This window comes from Kitasatospora phosalacinea, assembly GCF_030268885.1.
In the GTDB taxonomy this organism is placed as follows: Bacteria; Actinomycetota; Actinomycetes; order Streptomycetales; family Streptomycetaceae; genus Kitasatospora; species Kitasatospora phosalacinea_C.
Genome location: NZ_BSSA01000001.1, coordinates 213,379 through 231,890, shown reverse-complemented (window position 1 = coordinate 231,890; position 18,512 = coordinate 213,379). Strand labels below are relative to the sequence as shown.

The 18,512-nt window shown below is 74.6% G+C and carries 18 protein-coding genes; 9 read left to right on the top strand and 9 right to left on the bottom strand.

The window, feature by feature from the left end:
- Positions 1-75: 75 nt before the first annotated feature.
- The gene (locus QSK52_RS00965; RefSeq protein WP_285732368.1) at positions 76-708 is read right to left on the bottom strand and encodes a LysE family translocator; all 633 of its coding nucleotides are present in this window, start codon (positions 706-708) and stop codon (positions 76-78) included.
- A gap of 117 nt (positions 709-825) precedes the next feature.
- Between QSK52_RS00965 and QSK52_RS00960 the strand changes: the two genes are divergently transcribed.
- Positions 826-1,281 (top strand): Lrp/AsnC family transcriptional regulator, encoded by a 456-nt coding sequence (locus QSK52_RS00960; protein WP_285732366.1) that lies wholly within the window; start codon positions 826-828, stop codon positions 1,279-1,281.
- A 15-nt stretch (positions 1,282-1,296) separates the two neighbouring features.
- Here QSK52_RS00960 and QSK52_RS00955 read toward each other — a convergent pair whose 3' ends face one another.
- Positions 1,297-1,635 carry an antibiotic biosynthesis monooxygenase family protein gene (locus QSK52_RS00955; protein ID WP_285732363.1) on the bottom strand — a complete coding sequence of 113 codons (339 nt, stop codon included), beginning with the start codon at positions 1,633-1,635 and terminating at the stop codon, positions 1,297-1,299.
- A 200-nt stretch (positions 1,636-1,835) separates the two neighbouring features.
- On the opposite strand from QSK52_RS00955, the gene QSK52_RS00950 reads away from it, so the two are divergent.
- Positions 1,836-2,093 (top strand): Prokaryotic metallothionein, encoded by a 258-nt coding sequence (locus QSK52_RS00950; protein ID WP_285732361.1) that lies wholly within the window; start codon positions 1,836-1,838, stop codon positions 2,091-2,093.
- Positions 2,094-2,116: 23 nt separating this feature from the next.
- On the opposite strand, the gene QSK52_RS00945 is transcribed toward QSK52_RS00950, so the two are convergent.
- Positions 2,117-3,355 carry a cytochrome P450 gene (locus QSK52_RS00945; RefSeq protein WP_285732359.1) on the bottom strand — a complete coding sequence of 413 codons (1,239 nt, stop codon included), beginning with the start codon at positions 3,353-3,355 and terminating at the stop codon, positions 2,117-2,119.
- Positions 3,356-3,420: 65 nt separating this feature from the next.
- Entirely contained in the window at positions 3,421-4,320 is a 900-nt protein-coding gene (locus tag QSK52_RS00940; protein WP_285732357.1) for an EI24 domain-containing protein, read from the bottom strand.
- 125 nt (positions 4,321-4,445) lie between these two features.
- Here QSK52_RS00940 and QSK52_RS00935 point away from each other — a divergent pair, with 125 nt between their 5' ends.
- Complete coding sequence (locus QSK52_RS00935) at positions 4,446-4,907, top strand: nucleoside deaminase (RefSeq protein WP_285732355.1); 462 nt, start codon at positions 4,446-4,448, stop codon at positions 4,905-4,907.
- A 61-nt stretch (positions 4,908-4,968) separates the two neighbouring features.
- Here QSK52_RS00935 and QSK52_RS00930 read toward each other — a convergent pair whose 3' ends face one another.
- Positions 4,969-6,852, bottom strand: coding sequence for a hypothetical protein (locus QSK52_RS00930; RefSeq protein ID WP_285732353.1), 1,884 nt, complete (start codon positions 6,850-6,852; stop codon positions 4,969-4,971).
- A gap of 268 nt (positions 6,853-7,120) precedes the next feature.
- On the bottom strand, positions 7,121-8,671 hold the full coding sequence (locus tag QSK52_RS00925; RefSeq protein WP_285732351.1) for a lipase maturation factor family protein: 1,551 nt from the start codon (positions 8,669-8,671) through the stop codon (positions 7,121-7,123).
- A gap of 241 nt (positions 8,672-8,912) precedes the next feature.
- Here QSK52_RS00925 and QSK52_RS00920 point away from each other — a divergent pair, with 241 nt between their 5' ends.
- Together QSK52_RS00920 and QSK52_RS00915 are read left to right on the top strand one after the other, a co-directional pair.
- Positions 8,913-9,887: an EamA family transporter gene (locus tag QSK52_RS00920; RefSeq protein ID WP_285732349.1), complete on the top strand. Its 975-nt coding sequence runs from the start codon at positions 8,913-8,915 to the stop codon at positions 9,885-9,887.
- Positions 9,888-10,047: 160 nt separating this feature from the next.
- Entirely contained in the window at positions 10,048-11,136 is a 1,089-nt protein-coding gene (locus QSK52_RS00915) for a sugar ABC transporter substrate-binding protein (protein WP_285732347.1), read from the top strand.
- Here QSK52_RS00915 and QSK52_RS00910 read toward each other — a convergent pair.
- On the bottom strand, positions 11,130-12,410 hold the full coding sequence (locus tag QSK52_RS00910; RefSeq protein WP_285732346.1) for an MFS transporter: 1,281 nt from the start codon (positions 12,408-12,410) through the stop codon (positions 11,130-11,132). The genes QSK52_RS00915 and QSK52_RS00910 overlap by 7 nt on opposite strands.
- Before the next feature lie 236 nt (positions 12,411-12,646).
- Here QSK52_RS00910 and QSK52_RS00905 point away from each other — a divergent pair, with 236 nt between their 5' ends.
- The gene (locus QSK52_RS00905; RefSeq protein ID WP_285732344.1) at positions 12,647-13,138 is read left to right on the top strand and encodes a hypothetical protein; all 492 of its coding nucleotides are present in this window, start codon (positions 12,647-12,649) and stop codon (positions 13,136-13,138) included.
- Positions 13,139-13,180: 42 nt separating this feature from the next.
- On the opposite strand, the gene QSK52_RS00900 is transcribed toward QSK52_RS00905, so the two are convergent.
- The gene (locus tag QSK52_RS00900; RefSeq protein ID WP_285732342.1) at positions 13,181-14,092 is read right to left on the bottom strand and encodes a DMT family transporter; all 912 of its coding nucleotides are present in this window, start codon (positions 14,090-14,092) and stop codon (positions 13,181-13,183) included.
- Positions 14,093-14,136: 44 nt separating this feature from the next.
- Between QSK52_RS00900 and QSK52_RS00895 the strand changes: the two genes are divergently transcribed.
- The 3 genes from QSK52_RS00895 to QSK52_RS00885 all read left to right on the top strand — a co-directional run bounded on the left by QSK52_RS00895 (position 14,137) and on the right by QSK52_RS00885 (position 17,476).
- Positions 14,137-15,552 (top strand): PLP-dependent aminotransferase family protein, encoded by a 1,416-nt coding sequence (locus tag QSK52_RS00895; RefSeq protein WP_285732340.1) that lies wholly within the window; start codon positions 14,137-14,139, stop codon positions 15,550-15,552.
- Positions 15,553-15,821: 269 nt separating this feature from the next.
- On the top strand, positions 15,822-16,754 hold the full coding sequence (locus tag QSK52_RS00890) for a 1-phosphofructokinase family hexose kinase (RefSeq protein ID WP_285732337.1): 933 nt from the start codon (positions 15,822-15,824) through the stop codon (positions 16,752-16,754).
- Positions 16,751-17,476, top strand: a complete 726-nt coding sequence (locus tag QSK52_RS00885) for an alpha/beta hydrolase family protein (protein WP_285732336.1) — start codon at positions 16,751-16,753, stop codon at positions 17,474-17,476. The genes QSK52_RS00890 and QSK52_RS00885 overlap by 4 nt, the downstream gene beginning before the upstream one ends.
- Positions 17,477-17,551: 75 nt before the next feature.
- Here QSK52_RS00885 and QSK52_RS00880 read toward each other — a convergent pair whose 3' ends face one another.
- Positions 17,552-17,833 (bottom strand): MerR family transcriptional regulator, encoded by a 282-nt coding sequence (locus tag QSK52_RS00880; RefSeq protein ID WP_285733392.1) that lies wholly within the window; start codon positions 17,831-17,833, stop codon positions 17,552-17,554.
- Positions 17,834-18,512: the final 679 nt, after the last annotated feature.

Sequence of the window (18,512 nt, the reverse complement as noted above, 5' to 3'; positions counted from 1 at the left end):
GAAGCCGATGGCACGCACCGGCAGTGAACCCGCAGCAGCCCCGAGCCCGCCGTTCCCCGGGCCCCTGATTGCGCGCTACGCCGCCGCCGTCACCCCCGCGACCGCCAGCAGCAGGACCGCCGAGACCGCCGACAGGCGTCGCGCCGCGGCCGGGCTCGCCCCGAGCCGCCCGCCGAGGCGGGCCGCCCCCAGGGCGACGGCCGAGTAGACGGCGGCGCAGCACAGGACGTTGACCGCGCCGAGCGCCGCGACCTGCCCGCCGACGGGCAGGCTCCCGCCCGGGGTGACGAACTGCGGGACGAGCGACAGGTAGAGCAGCAGCCCCTTGGGGTTGAGCAGGGCGGTCAGCAGCGACTGCCGCAGCACCGTCAGCCCCGGCTGCGGGCCGCCCGCGGCGGTCGGCGCCGGGCCGCTCCCGCCGCGGCGGAGGGTGAGCAGGGTGCCGACGGCGAGCAGGGCGAGGTAGCCCGCGCCGACCAGCCGCAGCGCGGGCAGCAGGGCGGGGACGGCGCGCAGGGCGGCGGCGAGTCCGGCGGCGGAGAGCAGGGTGTGGACGGCGTACCCGGCGCAGACGCCGGCGACGGCGGTGAGCGCGGTGCGGCGCCCCTGGCCGAGGCCGCGGGCGACGATGTAGAGCCAGTCGGGGCCGGGCGTGCAGACCAGCAGCACGTCGACGCCGAGGAAGAGCAGCAGGGCGTGCGGGTCCATGGCACCTTCGGGTCCGGGAGGGCGGAAATCTCAGCACCTGGACGCTAGCGGTCCACGCTTGGCAGCCGATGTCCCGTTTTCGCTGGTCAAGACGGCCCTCTGGCAGAATGTTGCGCCATGGACCGCCTCGACCGCAGAATCCTCCACGAGCTCCAGCAGGACGGCCGGATCAGCAACGCCGAGTTGGCCGAGCGGGTGGGCCTGACCCCGTCCCCGTGCCTGCGCCGGGTGCGCCACCTGGAGGAGCGGGGCGTGGTCCGCGGCTACCGGGCGCTGCTCGATCCGGCGGCCGTCGGACGCGGCTTCCAGCCGTTCGTGACGGTGGTGATGCGGCACGAGGACCGGGCCACCGTCAGCGAGTTCGAGCGCCGGGTGGCGGAGCTGCCGGAGGTGGTGGAGGCGCACCGCCTGTTCGGCGACCCGGACTACCTGCTGCGGGTCGCGGTGGCCGACCTGGCCGCGTACGAGCGCTTCGTCACGGACGTGCTCTCCGGGCTGCCGGGCATCGCGCAGGTGCACTCGCACCTGACGATGAAGCAGGTGAAGGCCGACACCGGCATCCCGCTCGGCTGATCCTCCCGGTGCCGCTCAGGCCGCGGCGGAGGGCCGTTCGGGGGCGTGGTCGAGCCGGCTCAGCGAGTGGAAGTGGACGACCGTCGGCGGGTGCTCCAGTTCGTGCAGCTCGCCCTCGGACCAGACCGGCCGGATCCGCCACATCGGCCCGGCGTACGCCCGCAGGGCCTCCTCGTCGCGCCACCGGGTGATCATCTGCACCCGGTGGTCGCCGTCGGAGCAGGCCCGGAGCAGTTCGCCGCCGAGGAAGCCGTCCCACCGGCCGAGGCCGGGCAGCACGGTCGAGGCGAGCCTGGCGCAGAAGTCCTCGGCCCGGTGCGGGGCGACCTGCGCCTCCCAGATTCGGATGATCATCTCGGCCTCCTCGGCTGAACCCCGGACCCTGCTGACCATTATCGAACGGCGCACCGTTTTTTCATCCTCCTTCGTCCCGTTCTGTCCGCCGACCGTCCGCCGACCGCCCGCCTGCTGTCCGTTCGGACCGCCGCCGATTGCCGCCCGCCCGTCCCGCCCCGAGACTCGGCGGTGGACCCGTACGACGAGAGGAGCCCGACATGGCGGTCTGCGTGGTGTGCCAGAACGACTACTGGCTGTCCTTCGAGATCAAGACGATCACCGGCGACACCTACGTCTTCGACAGTTTCGAGTGCGCGATGGAGAAGCTCGCCCCGCGCTGCGAGCAGTGCTCCGTCCGCATCGTCGGCCACGGCGTCGAGGTCGCCGGGCGCTTCTTCTGCTGCGCCCACTGCGCCCGCGCCAACAGCGTGATGGGCGCGGACATCCACGACACGGTGGGCAGCCACCCGTCCTGAACCCGGCGCGCGTCCGCTCGCCGTCAGAACGTGAAGGGCAGCGAGCGGACGCGGTGGTCGAAGGAGGACGGGACGGTCTCGGGCGCGGCGGTGGAGCGGATCTCCGGGAGGCGGGTGAACAGTTCGCGCAGCAGCACCCGCATCTCCTGGCGGGCCAGGTGCGCGCCCAGGCAGAAGTGCGGCCCGCCGCCGCCGAAGCCGAGGTGGGGGTTGGGCGAGCGGGTGATGTCGAAGGCGTCGGGGTCGCGGAAGACCGCCTCGTCGCGGTTGGCGGAGCCGTAGAACAGCACCACCTTGTCGCCCGCGGCGAGCCGGATCCCGGACAGCCGGTGGTCGACGGCGACGGTGCGGCGGAACTGGACGATCGGCGTGGAGTACCGGACGATCTCCTCGACCGCGCCGCCCAGGTGGGCGTCGAGGTCGCCGAGCAGCAGGGCCCGCTGCTCGGGGTGGACGGTCAGCAGGTGCAGTCCGTGGGCGAGCGCGTTGCGGGTGGTCTCCACGCCCGCGACCAGCAGCAGCGAGAAGAACGCGCCGAGCTCGCGGGAGTTCAGGCGGCGGCCGTCCACGTCCGCGGTGACCAGGGCGGAGATCAGGTCGCCGGTCGGACGGCGACGGCGCTCGCGGCCCAGTGCGGCCACCGTCAGCTGCATCGCGGCCAGCGCCCGCAGGCTCCGCCCGGGCACCCGCAGCACGCCGCGGGCCACCCCGGACGGGGCGGCGGCGAGGTTTATCCGGGCCAGGATGCGCCGGCGCTGCTCGGGCGGGATGCCCATCATCGTGCAGATCACCCGGAACGGGAGTTCGGCCGCGACGGCGGGGACGAAGTCGGTGGGACGCTCCCGCTCCAGCCGGTCGACCAGTTCGACGGCGGTCTCCCGGACGTCCCGCTCGACCTCGGCGAGCAGCCGCGGCGTGAACGCCCGGCCGACCACCCGGCGCAGGTCGGCGTGCCGGGGGTCGTCCAGGTTGACCATCGAGTCGCCGAACACCGCCCGCACCCACCGGGCCGGCTCCGGCGTGGTCACCCCCGGCCCGGACAGGTACACCTCGGGCGCCCGGCTCGCCGCCGTCACGTCCGCGTGCCGGACCAGCGCCCAGCACCGCCGCCCCGTCGCCCGGTCGGTGAACCCCACCGGGCCGGACCGCTCGCGCAGCCGGGCGAACGCCACGACGCGCGCCTCCTCCGGCAGCCGCCAGAACGCGGGGTCGCCGAGATCGATGCCGCGCGGGGCGGCGTCCACGGGTACGGGTACGGCCATGGGGACGTTATCGCGCAGCCGGTGACGCTACGTCAAATCCCCGTGGCGTTCGGTAGTGGGTTCGATTATCCGGCCTGCGGGTCGACGGCGTACGGGTTCGGGCCGGGCGGCTTGCCGTACGGGCCCTGCTGGTACGGGTTCCCGCCCTGGCGGGGGTCCTGGTACGGGTGCGGATCCTGCTGGTCGCCCTCGCCCCCGTCGCCGTCCTCGCCGTCCTCGTCCTCCACCTCGTACGGGGAGACCTCCCGCGCCAGCAGCGTCGCACCGGCCACCGCGCCGGGCATCGCCAGCACCGTCACGCCCGGGACGAGGAACAGCAGCGTCAGGCCGGTCCCGAAGCCGAGCGTCATCGGCAGCCGGGAGCGCAGCAGCCGCAGCCGCTCCTTCTGCGACAGGCCGCGCTTCTGCAGCGGCGTGCCGGTCAGCTCGACGGTCAGGTAGAACCCGGACACGCACACCGCCAGCACCGGGACCACGGTCTGCCCCACCACCGGGACGAACCCGCACAGGAACAGCACGATCCCGAACGCCGCGGCCCGCAGCAGCACCGCGAGGCTGTCCCGCGCCGCCACCCACAGCTCCCGCCAGAGCGGCACGTCCGGCTCCGGCGGGCCGCCGCCCTCGGTGGCCTCGACCTTCGCCGACAGCGACTCGTAGAACGGCTCGCCGATCAGCAGCGTCACCATCGTGAACGTCAGCATCGCCAGCAGCCCGCCCGCGCCGACCGCCACCACCGCGACGACCGTCCGCACCGCGTCCCGCCACAGCTCGCTCCACCCGTCCGCGAACGGCGTGGCCCACTCGGCCAGGTCACCCGCGTACACGACCAGCACCACCAGCGCGGCCACGTACCCGACCAGGGCGATCAGCGCCGGGATCATCCCGAAGCCCCACCACCGCCCGTGCCGCGCCACCCACCGCTGCCCGTTGAACAGGAACCGCAGTCCCGCCCCGAAATCTCGCATCCCCGCACCTTAAAGGAAACGTCAAACCCACCGGGCACCGGCCCGCTCACCACCGGAGCACCGTCGGCGCGGCGGGGTGCGACGCGGCGGACGGGCGGGAAGAGTGAACGGCGAGGAGGTGGCCGATGGACGGTCAGGTGACGGTGGAGCGGGCCCGGGCGTGGCTGGACGTCGCGGTGGCGGAGGCCGAAGCCGGACTCGCCGAGGGCGGCATCCCGATCGGCGCGGCCCTGTTCCACCGGGACGGGCGCCTGCTCGGCCGCGGACACAACCGGCGGGTCCAGGACGGCGACCCGTCCGTGCACGCCGAGACCTCGGCCTTCCGCGCCGCCGGCCGCCTGCGCGGCTACCGCGACACGGTGATGGTCACCACCCTCTCGCCGTGCTGGTACTGCTCCGGCCTGGTCCGCCAGTTCGGCATCGGCCACGTCGTCATCGGCGAGTCCACCACCTTCACCGGCGGCCACGACTGGCTCGCCGCCCACGGCACCGGCATCACCCTGCTCGACGACCCGCGCTGCGTGCGCCTGATGACCGACTTCGTCACCGCCCACCCCGACCTCTGGCACGAGGACATCGGCAAATGACCCCGCCCGCCGCTGCGCACCGAGCACAACGACGGGCGGGAGGGCCCTGCTTGACGCGGCGTCAGGCGCGGACGGAAGCCACCGCAGCGCCCAGCGCCTCCTTGATCCGCGGCCCGAGCCGGGCGAACCCGAGCTCCTTCATCGCCGCCCGCAGCAACTCGTCGTCGCTGCGCTCCTCCCCGTCCGAGTCCAACCAGCCCACCAGCGCGACCAGTTCCTCCGCCGAGTACCCGGTGATCGGCTTCCCCGGCACCAGATCCGGCTTCACCCGCCCCGCCACCACCGCGACAGCAGCCGGCTCCTCGGCCACCGGGGCCTCAACCACAGCAACAACCTCGGCCTCAGCCACCACGGCCTCCGGCTCGGCAACCGCCTCCTCGACGACCGCCTCAACCTCCGACTCCGGCTCGGCAACCGGCGCCTCAACCGCAACGGCCTCCGGCTCGTCCGCCGACTCCGGCTCCTCGGCAGCCGGAGCCTCAACCGCAAGGGCCTCCGGCTCCGCCTCGACGACCGCCTCAACCTCCGGCGCCGACTCCTCGGCAGCGACCTCGGCAACCGGCGCCGCAACGGCCTCCGGCTCGTCCTCAACAGCCGGAGCCTCAGCCTCGACCTCGATGACTGCCTCAGCCTCCGGCTCGTCCGCCGACTCCGGCTCCTCGGCAACCGGAGCCTCAACCGCAACCGCAGCAACCTCAGCAGCCGTCTCCTCGACGACCGCCTCAACCTCCGGCGCCGACTCCTCGGCAGCGACCTCGGCAACCGGCGCCGCAACGGCCTCCGGCTCGTCCTCGGCAGCCGGAGCCTCGACCGCCACCGCCTCCGCAGCAGCCTCAACAGTCGTCTCCTCGACGACCGCCTCAACCTCCGGCTCCTCGGCAGCGACCTCGGCCTCAGCCTCGACCTCGGCAACCGCCTCCTCGACGACCGCCTCGACCTCCGCCTCGTCCTCAACAGCCGGAGCCTCAGCCACAGCAGCCTCGGCCTCGACCGCCACCGCCGCGTCGCCCTGTCGCGGCCCCGCCGCCAGCGCGGCCTTCGCGGCGACGTGCCGGTCGTACGCGGCCAGCGCAGCGTCCTTGTCGGCCTGCCGCTCCTTCAGCTCCCCGAGCAGCTCGGTGAGCCCCTGCTCGGCGAGTTCCAGTCGCAGCTGGCGCAGCGCGGAGAGCCGGTAGAGGGTGCCTTCGTCGGCGGCGAGGCGGTCGACGAGGTCGGCGAGCTCGGTGAGCGGGAGGGAGTCGAGGGCGCGCTCGGGGAGGAGGCGGGCGAGGGAGCGGACCGCGTCGGCGAGGGACTCGACGACGTTGGCGGTCTCGGTGAGGAGGGCTCCGTCGACGGGGACGGAGGGGCGGGAGGTGCCGTTGGAGAGGGCGGTCCAGTCGCGGTGGGCGGCTGCGGCGGCGACCAGGGCGGCGTGCAGCTCGGCGCGGCCCGGGCGGGTGCCGGCCGCGGCGAGGGCGCGGGCCCGGCCGCGGAGCTGGCGGCGGCGGTTCCAGCCGAGCTTGGCGCCGTTCTCCTTGCGGTAGGCGGCGGTGCCGGTAGCGGCGGCGAGTTCGGCGAGGTCCTGCTCGTAGGCCTCGGTGCGCAGCGTCGCGGAGGTGGCGTGGACGCGCTGGAGGAGGTCGAGCAGGGTGGTCAGGCCGCCGAGGGTGTCGGGGATGTCGAGGCCGGCCTTGGTGGCGATGGCGTCGGCGGCCCGGCCGACGGCACGGGTGTCGCGGCTGCGGAGTTCGGCGAGGACGGTGGAGGCGGCGCGGGCGTCCTCGGGGCCGGTGACGGTCTCGGCGGCCTCCAGCCAGGGGTTGGTGTCCGCGGTGAGGGCGAAGCCGCCCTGCTCGGCGAAGCGGCCGAGTTCCTCACGGGTGCTCTGGCGGGTCTCGCCGTCCGTCGCGGACGCGGTCTCGGACGCGGCGTCGTCGGCGTCGTTCAGGGTGCGCACTGTCATGTGAAGTCCGGTTCGTGGCGTTTGGCGGGCAGTGGGACTTGCGGGGCGGGTGGGGTGGTTGCGGCGGCGGTGGCGTCGCGGGAGGCCAGAATACGGGTGCGCGTTCGAGCCGTGCACGCTCCGGACCTCCGTGGGTTCCGCCGGGCCGCGGTGGCCCGTGGCGGACCGCTGCCGGGGGGCGCGGGGCCCGTCCGCGCGGTCCGTACGGTAGGGAGCGGCACCGACAGTACGCCCCGGTCGGGTGGGGGCCGGGAGTTGGGTGGGGTCGTCACGCTCCTCCCCGCCCTTTCCGCCCCTCGCCGCGGTCCCTGCCCCTGCCCCGCTCCCCGGCGCGACGCTCGTCCCGCCGCTCGGCCCGGCGCTCGGCCCGGCGCTCGTCCTGCGGCAGGTACGCGCGCAGTTCGCCGATCCCGACCGGCCGCTGGTAGCTGCGGACGCGGCGGCGGTGCCACCAGGCCCCGGTGGCGCGGAGTTCGCGGGCGTCGGTGAAGCGGTAGTGGTGGAGTTCGGCGCGGACGAGGGCGGGCGGGGCGTCGGGGAAGGGGTTGCGGCGCAGCAGGCGCAGGGTGTCGGGGTCGTTGGTGAGCAGACGGGCGAGCAGCGGCAGGAACCAGGGGCGGGCGTAGGAGGGGGAGATCGCGGCGAACCACATCAGCCAGTCGAGGCGCAGGTGGTAGGGCGCGAACTGCCGTGGCAGCCGCCGCGGTTCGCCGGGCTTGCCGTGGAACTCGTACGCCTGCCAGCCGTCCGTGCCGTGCGCGTCGCGGGTGCCCTCGATGACGACCTCGTACCGGTCGCGGTTGACGGAGCCGAACGCGCCGTAGCTGTTGACCAGGTGGAGGCGGTCCCAGGAGCGGTTCATCTGCTGGCGCGGGGAGAGCAGGTTGCGCAGCGGCCGCCAGGACAGGGCGAGCACCAGCAGCACGTAGGCGGCCACCGTCCCCTGGTACCAGGCGGGTGGGGGCCCGTACGCGGGGTCGGGGCCCAGCGGCAGGAGGTGGCGCAGGGTGCCGGTGTCGAGGACGGACAGGGCGAGGGCGACGGTGAGCCAGTTGAGCCAGGCGAAGTTGCCGGAGGCGATCAGCCACAGCTGGGTGACGACCATCAGCAGGGCGGCGCCGGAGGCGATCGGCTGCGGGAGGAACAGGCCGAAGGGGACCACGAGTTGGACGACGTGGTTGGCGGCGGCCTCGGCCTTGTGCAGGGGCCGGGGCAGGTGGTGGAAGAACCAGCTGAGCGGTCCGGGCATGGGCTGGGTCTCGTGGTGGTGGTAGAGGCAGGTGAGCTTGCGCCAGCACGCGTCGCCGCGCCACTTGATCAGTCCGGCGCCGAACTCGACCCGGTACAGCAGCCAGCGCAGCAGCCACAGCAGGGGCAGCGGCGGGGCGACGCGGTCGTTGCCGAGGAACACGGCCAGCGCCCCGGCCTCCAGCAGCAGCGACTCCCATCCGAAGGCGTACCAGGTCTGCCCGGTGTTGACGATCGACAGGTAGAGCACCCAGAGCAGCGCCCACAGGGCCATCGCCGCACCGAGCGGCAGCGGGTTCGCGGCTCCGGCGAGCAGGGCGAGGGAGAGCAGCAGGCCGGTCCGGGCGAGGGCGGCGTAGAGGCGGTCGCCGTAGCGCCAGTGGAACAGGCTGGGGGCGCGGCGGAACGGGACGCGGGCCAGGAAGCGCGGGATCGGGAGCATGCCGTGGCTGCCGAGCAGGGCGCGGAACTGCCGGGCGGCGGCGAGGAATCCGCAGGCGTAGACGAGGGCGAGCAGGCGCAGGAACAGCTCGCGGGCGAGCCGGTACTCGGGGGCGGCGAACCACGCCATGCGGCCGCTCCTCCGGTCGGCTGCTCGGGCCGTCCCCATCCCTACCACTCGGCGCGCCCGGGACGGGGCGGCTGGGGGCGCGGTGGTGCGCCGGTTCATCCGGTCGGCCCTGCCCGGCGTGCGGCGGGCGGCGTTCACCGGTAGGTGCCGCGCCGGGGCGCAACCGGCTGTCGAGGGCCGGAGGGAGTGTGGTGTCATTCCGCCGTACGCCACCTGTCAGGACCAAGCAGAGGAGACACCCGTGTCCACGCCCGCCCCGCACTCCCCCGCCGACGCCGACCCCGCCTGTCCTCCCGCGGCGGCACCACCGCGGGCCGCCGCCGTCGACCGCCCGGCCGGGCTCGGGGCGGCGGTGTGGGCGGCGCTGGGCATCGTGTACGTGGTGTGGGGGTCGACCTACCTGGCGATCCGGGTGGTGGTGGAGACGATGCCGCCGCTGCTGTCGGGCGCGCTGCGCTTCGGCGCGGCGACGCTGCTGCTGGGCGCGGGCCTGGCGGTCCGCAAGGGGTGGGGCGCGCTGCGGGTGACGCGGCGCCAGTTCGGCTCCGCCTTCCTGGTGGGCGTGCTGCTGCTGGTCGGCGGCAACGGGATGGTGGTGCTGGCGGAGCGGACGGTGCCGTCGGGGCTGGCGGCGCTGATGGTGGCGAGCGTGCCGCTGTGGGTGGTGCTGCTGCGCCGGGCGTTCGGGGCGCGGACGGGCGGGACGACGCTGGCGGGCGTGCTGCTGGGCCTGGCGGGCCTGGTGGTGCTGACCGCGCCGGGGCTGACCGGCGAGGTGGGCCTGTCGGGGCTGCTGCTGGTGGTGGGCGCGGCGGTGGTGTGGGCGCTGGGTTCGGTGCTGGCGGGTCGGCTGCCGATGCCGGAGGACCCGTTCGTGGCGAGCGTGTACGAGATGCTGGCGGGTTCGCTGGGCGCGCTGGCGCTGTCGTTCGCCCGCGGCGAGCCGGGCGGTTTCGATCCGGGGGCGGTGTCGGCGGCCTCGTGGGGCGGACTGGTGTACCTGGTGCTGTTCGGCTCCATTGTCGCGTTCACGTCTTACGCCTGGCTGTTGCAGCGCGCACCGCTCCCACTGGTGGCCACCTATGCGTACGTCAATCCGGTGGTCGCGGTGTTCCTGGGCTGGTTGTTCCTGTCCGAAGCGTTGACCTGGCCGATCCTGCTCGGCGGCGCGATCGTGGTCGGCGGGGTGTTCCTGGTCGCGCGTAACGAACGCTGAACGCTCCGTGAGCGAACCTCCCGTTATGCATTCAAGAAGGTAACGACTTGGTCGAATCATCCCAACCAATGATTTACTTCTTGACGACATACGACGGGTGGGCTTGACTCCCTTCACCTCGCCGTAGGGACACGGCGCTGTCAGGGAGGCACCACCCACCATGAACTCGATGACGCGTCGACTCGTCATCGGCACGGCCGCCGTGTCGATGGCGCTGTCGCTCGCCGCCTGCGGGGACGACAAGCCCTCGTCGTCCACGGGCAACCAGTCCATCGGACTGCTGTTGCCCGAACGCTCCTCGTCCACCCGCTACGAGGCGTTCGACAAACCACTGATCGAAGCGTCCGTCACCGGGATGTGCACCAAGTGCACCCTCGACTACGCCAACGCCGACGGCGACGAGAAGGTGCAGAAGGAGCAGTTCGACGCGCTCCTCTCCCGCGGCGTCAAGGTGATCCTGCTCGACCCGGTGAACGCCTCCGTCACCGCGCCCTGGGTCGAGGAGGCCAACCGCAAGGGCACCAAGGTCATCGCGTACGACCGGCTGGCCGCCGGGAACGTCGCCGCCTACATCTCCTTCGACAACCAGCGCACCGGCGAACTCCAGGGCCAGGCGCTGCTGGAGGCGCTGGGCAAGCGCGCCGCCGACGCCGAGATCGTCATGATCAACGGCGCCGAGACCGACCCCAACGCCGCCGACTTCAAGACCGGCGCCCACAAGTCGCTGGACGGCAAGGTCAAGCGGATCGCGTACGAGCAGTCCGGCGAGTGGAAGCCGGAGGTCGCCGCCGCGAAGATGGACGAGGCGATCTCCAAGCTCGGCAAGAACGGCTTCCAGGCCGTGTACTCGGCGAACGACGGCATGGCTGGCGCGATCATCGACGAGCTGCACAAGGCCGGCCGCAACGACGTGCCGGTCGGCGGGCAGGACGCCTCGCTCGACGCGGTCCGCCGGATCCTCACCGGCGAGCAGGCGTACACCATCTACAAGCCGTACCAGCCGGAGGCCGACGCGGCCGCCAACATGGCGGTCTACCTGGTGAAGGGCATCGACATCACCGCGGTCGCCTCCACCATGACCGAGTCGAACGGCCTGCAGATCCCCTCGATGCTGCTCACCCCGATCGTCGTCACCAAGGCCAAGGTCGTCGAGACGGTCATCGACGGCGGCCTCTACAAGGCCGAGGAGGTCTGCACCCCGCAGTTCGCCAAGGCCTGCAAGGACGCCGGCGTCCCCGGCACCTACTGACCGGAGCGGGCGGCGCGGCTCCTTGTGCGGGGGTGCCGCCCCGCCCGCTCCTCCTCCGGCCCCGGCCCGGCCCCCGTCCCCGCCCGCTCGGCGGTGACCGCCCGCCACACCGGGACGGCCAGCACCACCATCGCGGCGCCGAACAGCAGGAAGGTGCCGGGCGTGCCCAACAGGCGCTGCAGCAGCAGGCCGACGGCCGCCCCGGCCGGCATCGCGCTCATGATCACCGCGCGGTAGGCGCCGCCGACCGCGCCGCGCACCTCCGGCGGCGTCAGCTGCTGGCGGAGCGTCACGGTGAGCACGCCCCACATGCCGCCCAGGCAACTGCCGACGGTCATCGCCGCGAACAGCGGCACCCCGCGCAGGAACACCGGCGCGACGAACACCAGCCCCCAGCCGAACCGGGTCGCGCACAGCACCGGCGCGCTGCCGAAGCGGCGTTCGGCCCGGTGCGCGGTGAGCGAGCCGACCGCGGTGCCGACGCCGACCGAGCTGAGCAGCACCCCGTAGCCCGCGTCGCCGAGGTGCAGCGGGCCGGTGGTCGCGTACACCACGAACAGCGCCAGGAAGGACGTGTTGGCGAGCGTCGTGAGCACCCCGGCGAGGGTGATCGTCCGGAGCGCCCGGTGCCGCGCCAGGAACACCAGCCCGGTCCACGGCCGCACCCGCTCCACCGGCTCCACCGGCTGCGCCGCCACCCGCTCCACCGGCTGCTCCGGCGGCGGGACGCGGCCGACGTCGCGCGGCAGGGCGGTGAGCCGGAACATCGAGCCGAGGTAGCCCGCACCCGCGACCAGGAAGGTGACCGGGGCGGCCAGCGCGGTCAGCCAGCCGGCCAGCGCGGGGGCGACGAACTGGCCGGTGACCCGGACGGTGGTGGCCAACTGCCCATTGGCCCGGGTCAGTTCCGCCGCGGGCACCACGGTCGGCAGGACGGTCTCGCTGCTGGTGTTGAACACCGTCTCGGCGACGCCGACCAGGAACGCGAGGCCCAGCAGCAGCGGCAACGACAGCACCCCGGCCCAGGCCGCCGCCCCGATCGCGAGGACCAGCGCCGCCCGCACCCCGTCCGCCGCCACCATCGACGCCTTGCGGCTGGCCCGGTCGGCGAGCATCCCGGCCGGGATGCCGAACAGCAGCCACGGCACCGTGGTCACCGCCATCACCAGCGAGGAGGCGTCCACCGACCCGGTCAGGTGCGCCACCACCAGCAGCAGGCCCGTGCGCAGCACCCCGTCCCCGGTGTTGGCCAGCACGGACGCCCCCAGCAGCACGCGCAGCGGCCTCGGGCGGCTCCGCGGCCTCGGACGGTTCGCCGGGCCCGGACGGTTCGCGGGGTTCCGCCCGGCGGTCGGCACAGGACTCACGACCGAAAGCTAGTACCCGAACTTCCCTGGTGGAACGCCCCGCTGACGAGTGCGAGGCAGGTCACAGGACGGCGACCCGGTACCCGCAGCCGCGCGGACTGTGATGCACTGGGCGCCTTGCCGAACGATGGGGAGCGTGCGACATGGACCTGCGGACCGACTACTTCCGGGCCGCCGACGAGGCCGCCGTGCAGCGGGCGATGAGGCACGGACAGCGGCCGCCCGCCGAGGTCTTCGAATCGGTGCAGGCCCGCGGCGTCGACCCGACCGTCTCGCTCCCCCACCTGGTGGCCGCCCTGCGCGGCGAGGGCTCCCCGGTCAAGGACGGCCCGGACCGCTCGGTGTGGCCCACCGGCCTGGCGCCCTGGCACCCGGAGGCCCCGGCCACCGCCGTCGACCTCGACGACCCCTGGATGACCGGCCCGTGGGTGGTCGAGCTCTCCGACGAGACCCGCGACGTCCTGGCGGGCGTCCAGCGCAAGCGACTGCCCCAGCTCACCAGCCAGTGGAACCGCACCGACGAGCTCAAGGGCGTGGAGCGGATCGAACTCATGCGCCTGATCCACCAGTTGGGCGTCCTGGCCCGCCGCGCCCAGCAGGACGGCCAGCACCTGTACTGCGCCATCGCCGAGTGACCCCCGCCCCCGTCCGCCACCGCCGCCCCTCCCACCCGGCTCCTACCGCCCCCGCCCCGCGCGTTGGGTGACCGCGATGCAGGCAACGACGGCGAGGGCGGTCGGGAGGGCGGTGGCGGGGAGCGTCTCGGCGAGCAGCAGGACGGCCCAGCAGAGCGTCAACAGTGGCTGGGCGAGCTGGAGTTGGCTGGCTCGCGGGACGCCGATGGCGGCCATGCCGCGGTACCAGACCACGAAGCCGCCGAACTGGGAGACCGCGGCCAGGTAGGCCAGTCCGGTGATGCCGTGCCAGTTCCCGTGCACGGGTTCGACGGTGAGGGCGAGCGCGCCCGTGAGCACGTTGACGGGGAGCGCGGCGACCACGCCCCAGCCGATCACCTGCCAGCCGGGCAGGCCGCGGGCCAGCCGCCCGCCCTCCGCGTAGCCGAAGGCGCAGAGCAGCAGCGCCCCGAACAGGTACAGGTCGGCGGTGGTCAGCCCGGCGCCGCCGCTCTGCTGGACGGTGAAGGCCAGCACGGCGGCCGCCCCGGCGGTCGCGGCGAGCCAGAACGCCCGGGGCGGCCGGGCCCCGGCCCGCAGGGCGCCGACCGCGGCGGTGGCCAGCGGCAGCAGGCCGATCACCACCGCGGAGTGCGCGGTGGAGGAGAGCCGCAGCGCGAGCGTGGACAGCAGCGGGAAGCCGACCGCGCAGCCCACCGCGACGGCCGCCAGGCCGGGCCAGCTGGAGCGGGGCGGGACGCGGGCGCCGGTGGCGAGCAGGCAGGCGCCCGCCAGCAGCGCGGCGAGGACGCCGCGCAGGCCGGTGACCGTCCAGGGGCCGAAGCCCTCCAGGGCCCAGGCGGTGGCGGGGAAGCTGAAGGAGAAGGCGAGCACCCCGAGGGCGGCCTGCGCGGTGCCGCCGAGCGGTCCGACCGCTATCGGGCGGAGTCCAGTAGCGCTATTCTGTGCTGTCATACAGGACGGTAGCAGTTGCCGCCCGCGCGCCGGAAGGGCCGTCGATGAGCGTGCAGGAGCTGACGGACGCGCTGCGCGCCACCGTGCTGCGCTACTCGCCCGGGGAGCGCATTCCCAGTAGCAGGGAGCTGGTGGAGCGCTACCGGGTCAGCCCGGTCTCGGTGGCGCGGGCGATCCGGGAGCTGGTCGCGGAGGGCGTGGTGGTGTCCCGGCCGGGCGCGGGGGTGTTCCGGGCCGAGCCGCGGCCCGCGCCCGTCGCACAGGGCGACTTCTCCTGGCAGGAGGTGGCGCTCAGCGCGGAGGCGGGCGCGCCGCCCGCCCGGGTGGTGGACGCCTCGGGAGTGCTGGCGGCGCTGGCGATGGCCCCGCCGGAGGTGGTCGACCTGAACAGCGGCTACCCGCACGCCTCGCTGCTGCCGGAGCGGGCGCTGGCGGCCGCGCTGGCCCGGGCGGGCCGTCGCCCCGGTGCGTGGGGGCGGCCGCCGCTGGAGGGGCTGCCGGAGCTGCGCGGCTGGTTCGCCCGCGAGCTGGGCGGCGGGGTGACGGCGGCGGAGGTGCTGGTCACCGCGGGCGGGCAGAGCGCGCTGACCTGCGCGCTGCGTTCGCTGGCGCCGCCCGGTGCCCCCGTCCTGGTCGAGTCCCCCACCTATCCGGGCCTGCTGGCGATCGCCCGGGCGGCGGGGCTGCGGCCGGTGCCGGTGCCGGTGGACGCGGACGGGGTGATCCCGGAGCGGCTGGCGGAGGCGTTCGCGGTGTCGGGGGCGCGGCTGTTCGTCTGCCAGCCGCTGTTCCAGAACCCGACCGGCGCCGTCCTGCCCGTCGAACGGCGGCGGGCCGTGCTGGCGGCGGCGAAGCGGGCCGGGGCCTTCGTGGTGGAGGACGACTTCGCCCGGCTGCTCGCGCACGCCGACGCGGGCGAACTGCCGCCGCCGCTGGCCGCGGACGACCCGGACGGCACGGTGGTGCACGTCCGTTCGCTGACCAAGGCGGCCTCGCCGAGCCTGCGGGTGGGCGCGCTGGTGGCCCGCGGTCCGGCGCTGGCCCGGCTGCGCTCCGTCCAGGCGGTGGACTCCTTCTTCGTCCCCCGCCCGCTCCAGGAGGCCGCCCTCGAACTGGTCACCTCCCCCGACTGGCCGCGCCACCTGCGCACGCTGGCAAAGGAGTTGGCCGAACGTCGCCGACTCTTCACCAGCGCCCTGGCCCGGCACGCCCCCACCCTGCTGCCGCCCGCCCCGCCCCGCGGCGGCTTCCACCTGTGGCTGCCGCTGCCCGCCCACCTCGACCCGACCGCCCTCGCCACCGCCGCCCTGCGCCACGGCGTCGTCCTCTCCCCCGGCCCCCACTACTTCACCGCCGAACCCGCCCCCCGCGTCCGGGCAGGCTTCGCCGCCGCCGAGACCCACACCCAACTCACCACCGCGGCGCGCCACTTGGGCGCCGCCCTGGAGTCCTTGAGCTGACCTCCCCGGTACACGGACTCCGGCAGCACGCCGCCCGTGCCACGGCGGTCGCGCCGGCCGCAGGACGGCGAACCTTCCGGCGGCGGCCGTGCTGCCGGTCCTGCTGGGCGCCCTTCCGCTCCGCTGCCCGCCACCGCCCCCGCCCCCCCGGACCTCCACAAATCCCCCATCGGTGCTCGAAGCTGCACGAAAACCGATATGATCACGCAGCTTCACTCATCCATCTCCGCCGATGACCGTTCCGACGCACACCCTGGGGGGCGTCCGCCGTGATCCTGACCGTCACACCGAATCCGGCGCTGGACGTCACCTACGCCGTCCCCGGCTTCCGCCCGCACACCAGCCACCGGGTCGCCGACGTGGCCGCCCAGGCGGGCGGCAAGGGCGTCAACGTGGCCCGGGTGCTCGCCGCGCTGGGGCGGCCGGTGCGCTGCGTCCTGCCGCTCGGCGGGCCCACCGGGGAGACGGTCCGCGCCGACCTGGCCGCCGCCGGGCTCGACCACGTCGAGGTGCCGGTCGGCGGCGACACCCGGCGCACCGTCACCGTCTCGGACGGCGCCGACGCCACCGTGCTCAACGAACCCGGCCCGGTGCTGACCGCCGCCGAGTGGGACGCCCTGCTCGGCGAGACCGCCCGGCAGTTGCCGCAGGCCGCCGTCCTGGTCCTGTCCGGCAGCCTGCCGCCCGGCGCACCCGTCGACGGCTACGGCCAACTCGCCGCCCTCGGACGGCAGTTCCACCTACCCGTGGTGCTCGACGCGGACGGCCCGGCACTGCTCTCGGCACTCCCCGCCCGCCCCACCGTGATCAAGCCGAACGCCGCCGAACTCACCGCCGCCACCGGCCTGCCCGACCCCCGGGACGCCGCCCGGGTGCTGATCCGCCGCGGCGCCGAGTCGGTGCTCGCCTCGCTCGGCCCCGACGGGCTGCTCGCCGTCGACCGCCAGGGCGCCTGGCGCTGCACCCCGCCCGCCGCCGTCGCCGGCAACCCCACCGGGGCGGGCGACTCCGTGGTCGCCGCCCTCGCCGCGGGCCTCTCCGGCAACGCGGGCTGGCCCGCCGTCCTGCCCGACGCGGTCGCCCTCTCCGCCGCCACCGTCCTCCACCCCAGGGCCGGCCGCTTCGACGCCCCCGCCTACCGCCGCCTGCGCGCCACCCTGACCGCCGTCCGGGTCGGCGGCCTGGCATCCTTCACCCCGTGACCCCGCCCACCGCCCCCGCCGTCACCACGACCACCCTCGTCCACGGTCCCGGGCGCAAGCCCGTCGACGTCCACCGCCCGAACCTCCCGGACGGCCCGGACGGCCCGCTGCCCGTCGTGCTGCTCTGGCACGGCCGCGGCCCCGACGAGCGCGAGGTGCTGGCTCCACTGGCCCGGGCCGCCGCCGCGCTCGGCGTGCTGGTCGTCGTCCCGGACTGGCGCTCCGACGCGGACGACGGCGGCCGGGCCCACCTGCTGGCCTCGGCCGCCTTCGCCCGCGACCTGGCCGGGCCCGCCCCGCTCGTCCTGGCGGGCTGGTCGGCGGGCGCCCGGGCCGCCGTCGCCGCCGCGCTCAACCCGGCCGCGTTCGACGGGGTGCGCCCGCACGCGGTGGTGGCCCTGGCGGGCTCGTACGGCACTCCCGCGGCGAGCACCGGCACCGTCCCGCTCGACGACCTGCGCGCCGCCGCCCGCGACGTCCCCGTCCACCTGCTGCACGGCACCGCCGACACCGTCGTACCCGCCGCCCGCACCCGCGACCTGCACGCCGCCCTGCTCGCCCGCGCCCACCCCGTCACCCACCGCGAACTCCCCACCGACCACGCGGGCCTGGTCCTCACCGCCTACTCCCCCGAGGCGGCCCGCTGCCTTCCCACCACCGTCCCGCACGCCTTGGCCGCCGGTCGCACCGCCGCCGCGACCCTGGCCGCCGCAGCCCGCTGATCCGCCCGGCGGGCCGGGCGCGGTGAGCGGGCGGCGCCCACCGCGGGCCCGTCCGGCGGGGCGGCGGGTGCGGGGTCAGGTGCCGGTGGCGGACTCCGGGCCCGCCTGACGGCTGCGCAGCTGCTCGTTGATGCGCAGGGCCTCTTCGAGCTGGTCCTCGAGGATGATGATGCGGCAGGCCGCGTCGATGGAGGTGCCCTGGTCGACGAGGTCGCGGGCGCGCATCGCGATCCGCAACTGGTAGCGGGAGTACCGGCGGTGGCCGCCCTCGGAGCGCAGCGGGGTGATGAGGCCCTGGTCGCCGAGGGAGCGCAGGAAGCCGGGGGTGGTGCCGGTCATCTCGGCGGCACGGCCCATGGTGTACGCGGGGTAGTCGTCGTCGTCGAACGAACTGCCTGGGTCCGGGGTGTGGGGCTTGTCGGTCGTCGGAGTCACTGCACCTCTCTTGGTTCCGGAGAACGCGTCGAGGGGCCCCGGCGCCGTGGCGGCTCCGGGGCCCCGAAGGGGAAACAACACCATCTACCGGCCTGGGCCGGGTTCCTTGTTCCGCACCGCCCCGGGGGAGGGGACCTGCGGGGATCGCGTATGCGTGACCGGAAACCACCGTCCTCGTGCTCAAAGGGGGTCTGCGGTGTCCGCCCGGGTGAAAGGCATCACGGGCCGGGCGATCCTGATGGCGCTCTGTCCCTCCGTTCTTCCTCTGCGTGTACTGGTACTGCGAACTGCTGGTACTGCCGGTACTGCTCGACGGCAGCCCCTGATCACTGCGGGCCGCCCGGCCCGGTCGTCGGCCCTGTCGCCTCACTGCACACACGCTGGCTTCAGGACCCCACAACCGTGCCGACCTGCGAACTTCTCAACTCCTCCCGGCAGTTCGTGTCTGCCGGGCCATCTCTTCACTGCGCTTACGAGAGAAACGCTAACTCCGCGATCGGCCAATGTCTACTCCAGCCACGATAGATTTTCCGGTGTTCGACAGGGAGGTAGTCTGCGCTCCGCAGGACACGACGGGACGGGCGCGCCGGAACCCGGCCGG

Bases quoted from the DNA above. Each gene is read 5' to 3' on its own strand.
- QSK52_RS00965 (WP_285732368.1), bottom strand. From the start codon at position 708: ATGGACCCGCACGCCCTGCTGCTCTTCCTCGGCGTCGACGTGCTGCTG.
- QSK52_RS00960 (WP_285732366.1), top strand. From the start codon at position 826: ATGGACCGCCTCGACCGCAGAATCCTCCACGAGCTCCAGCAGGACGGC.
- QSK52_RS00955 (WP_285732363.1), bottom strand. From the start codon at position 1,635: ATGATCATCCGAATCTGGGAGGCGCAGGTCGCCCCGCACCGGGCCGAG.
- QSK52_RS00950 (WP_285732361.1), top strand. From the start codon at position 1,836: ATGGCGGTCTGCGTGGTGTGCCAGAACGACTACTGGCTGTCCTTCGAG.
- QSK52_RS00945 (WP_285732359.1), bottom strand. From the start codon at position 3,355: ATGGCCGTACCCGTACCCGTGGACGCCGCCCCGCGCGGCATCGATCTC.
- QSK52_RS00940 (WP_285732357.1), bottom strand. From the start codon at position 4,320: ATGCGAGATTTCGGGGCGGGACTGCGGTTCCTGTTCAACGGGCAGCGG.
- QSK52_RS00935 (WP_285732355.1), top strand. From the start codon at position 4,446: ATGGACGGTCAGGTGACGGTGGAGCGGGCCCGGGCGTGGCTGGACGTC.
- QSK52_RS00930 (WP_285732353.1), bottom strand. From the start codon at position 6,852: ATGACAGTGCGCACCCTGAACGACGCCGACGACGCCGCGTCCGAGACC.
- QSK52_RS00925 (WP_285732351.1), bottom strand. From the start codon at position 8,671: ATGGCGTGGTTCGCCGCCCCCGAGTACCGGCTCGCCCGCGAGCTGTTC.
- QSK52_RS00915 (WP_285732347.1), top strand. From the start codon at position 10,048: ATGAACTCGATGACGCGTCGACTCGTCATCGGCACGGCCGCCGTGTCG.
- QSK52_RS00905 (WP_285732344.1), top strand. From the start codon at position 12,647: ATGGACCTGCGGACCGACTACTTCCGGGCCGCCGACGAGGCCGCCGTG.
- QSK52_RS00900 (WP_285732342.1), bottom strand. From the start codon at position 14,092: ATGACAGCACAGAATAGCGCTACTGGACTCCGCCCGATAGCGGTCGGA.
- QSK52_RS00895 (WP_285732340.1), top strand. From the start codon at position 14,137: ATGAGCGTGCAGGAGCTGACGGACGCGCTGCGCGCCACCGTGCTGCGC.
- QSK52_RS00880 (WP_285733392.1), bottom strand. From the start codon at position 17,833: ATGGGCCGTGCCGCCGAGATGACCGGCACCACCCCCGGCTTCCTGCGC.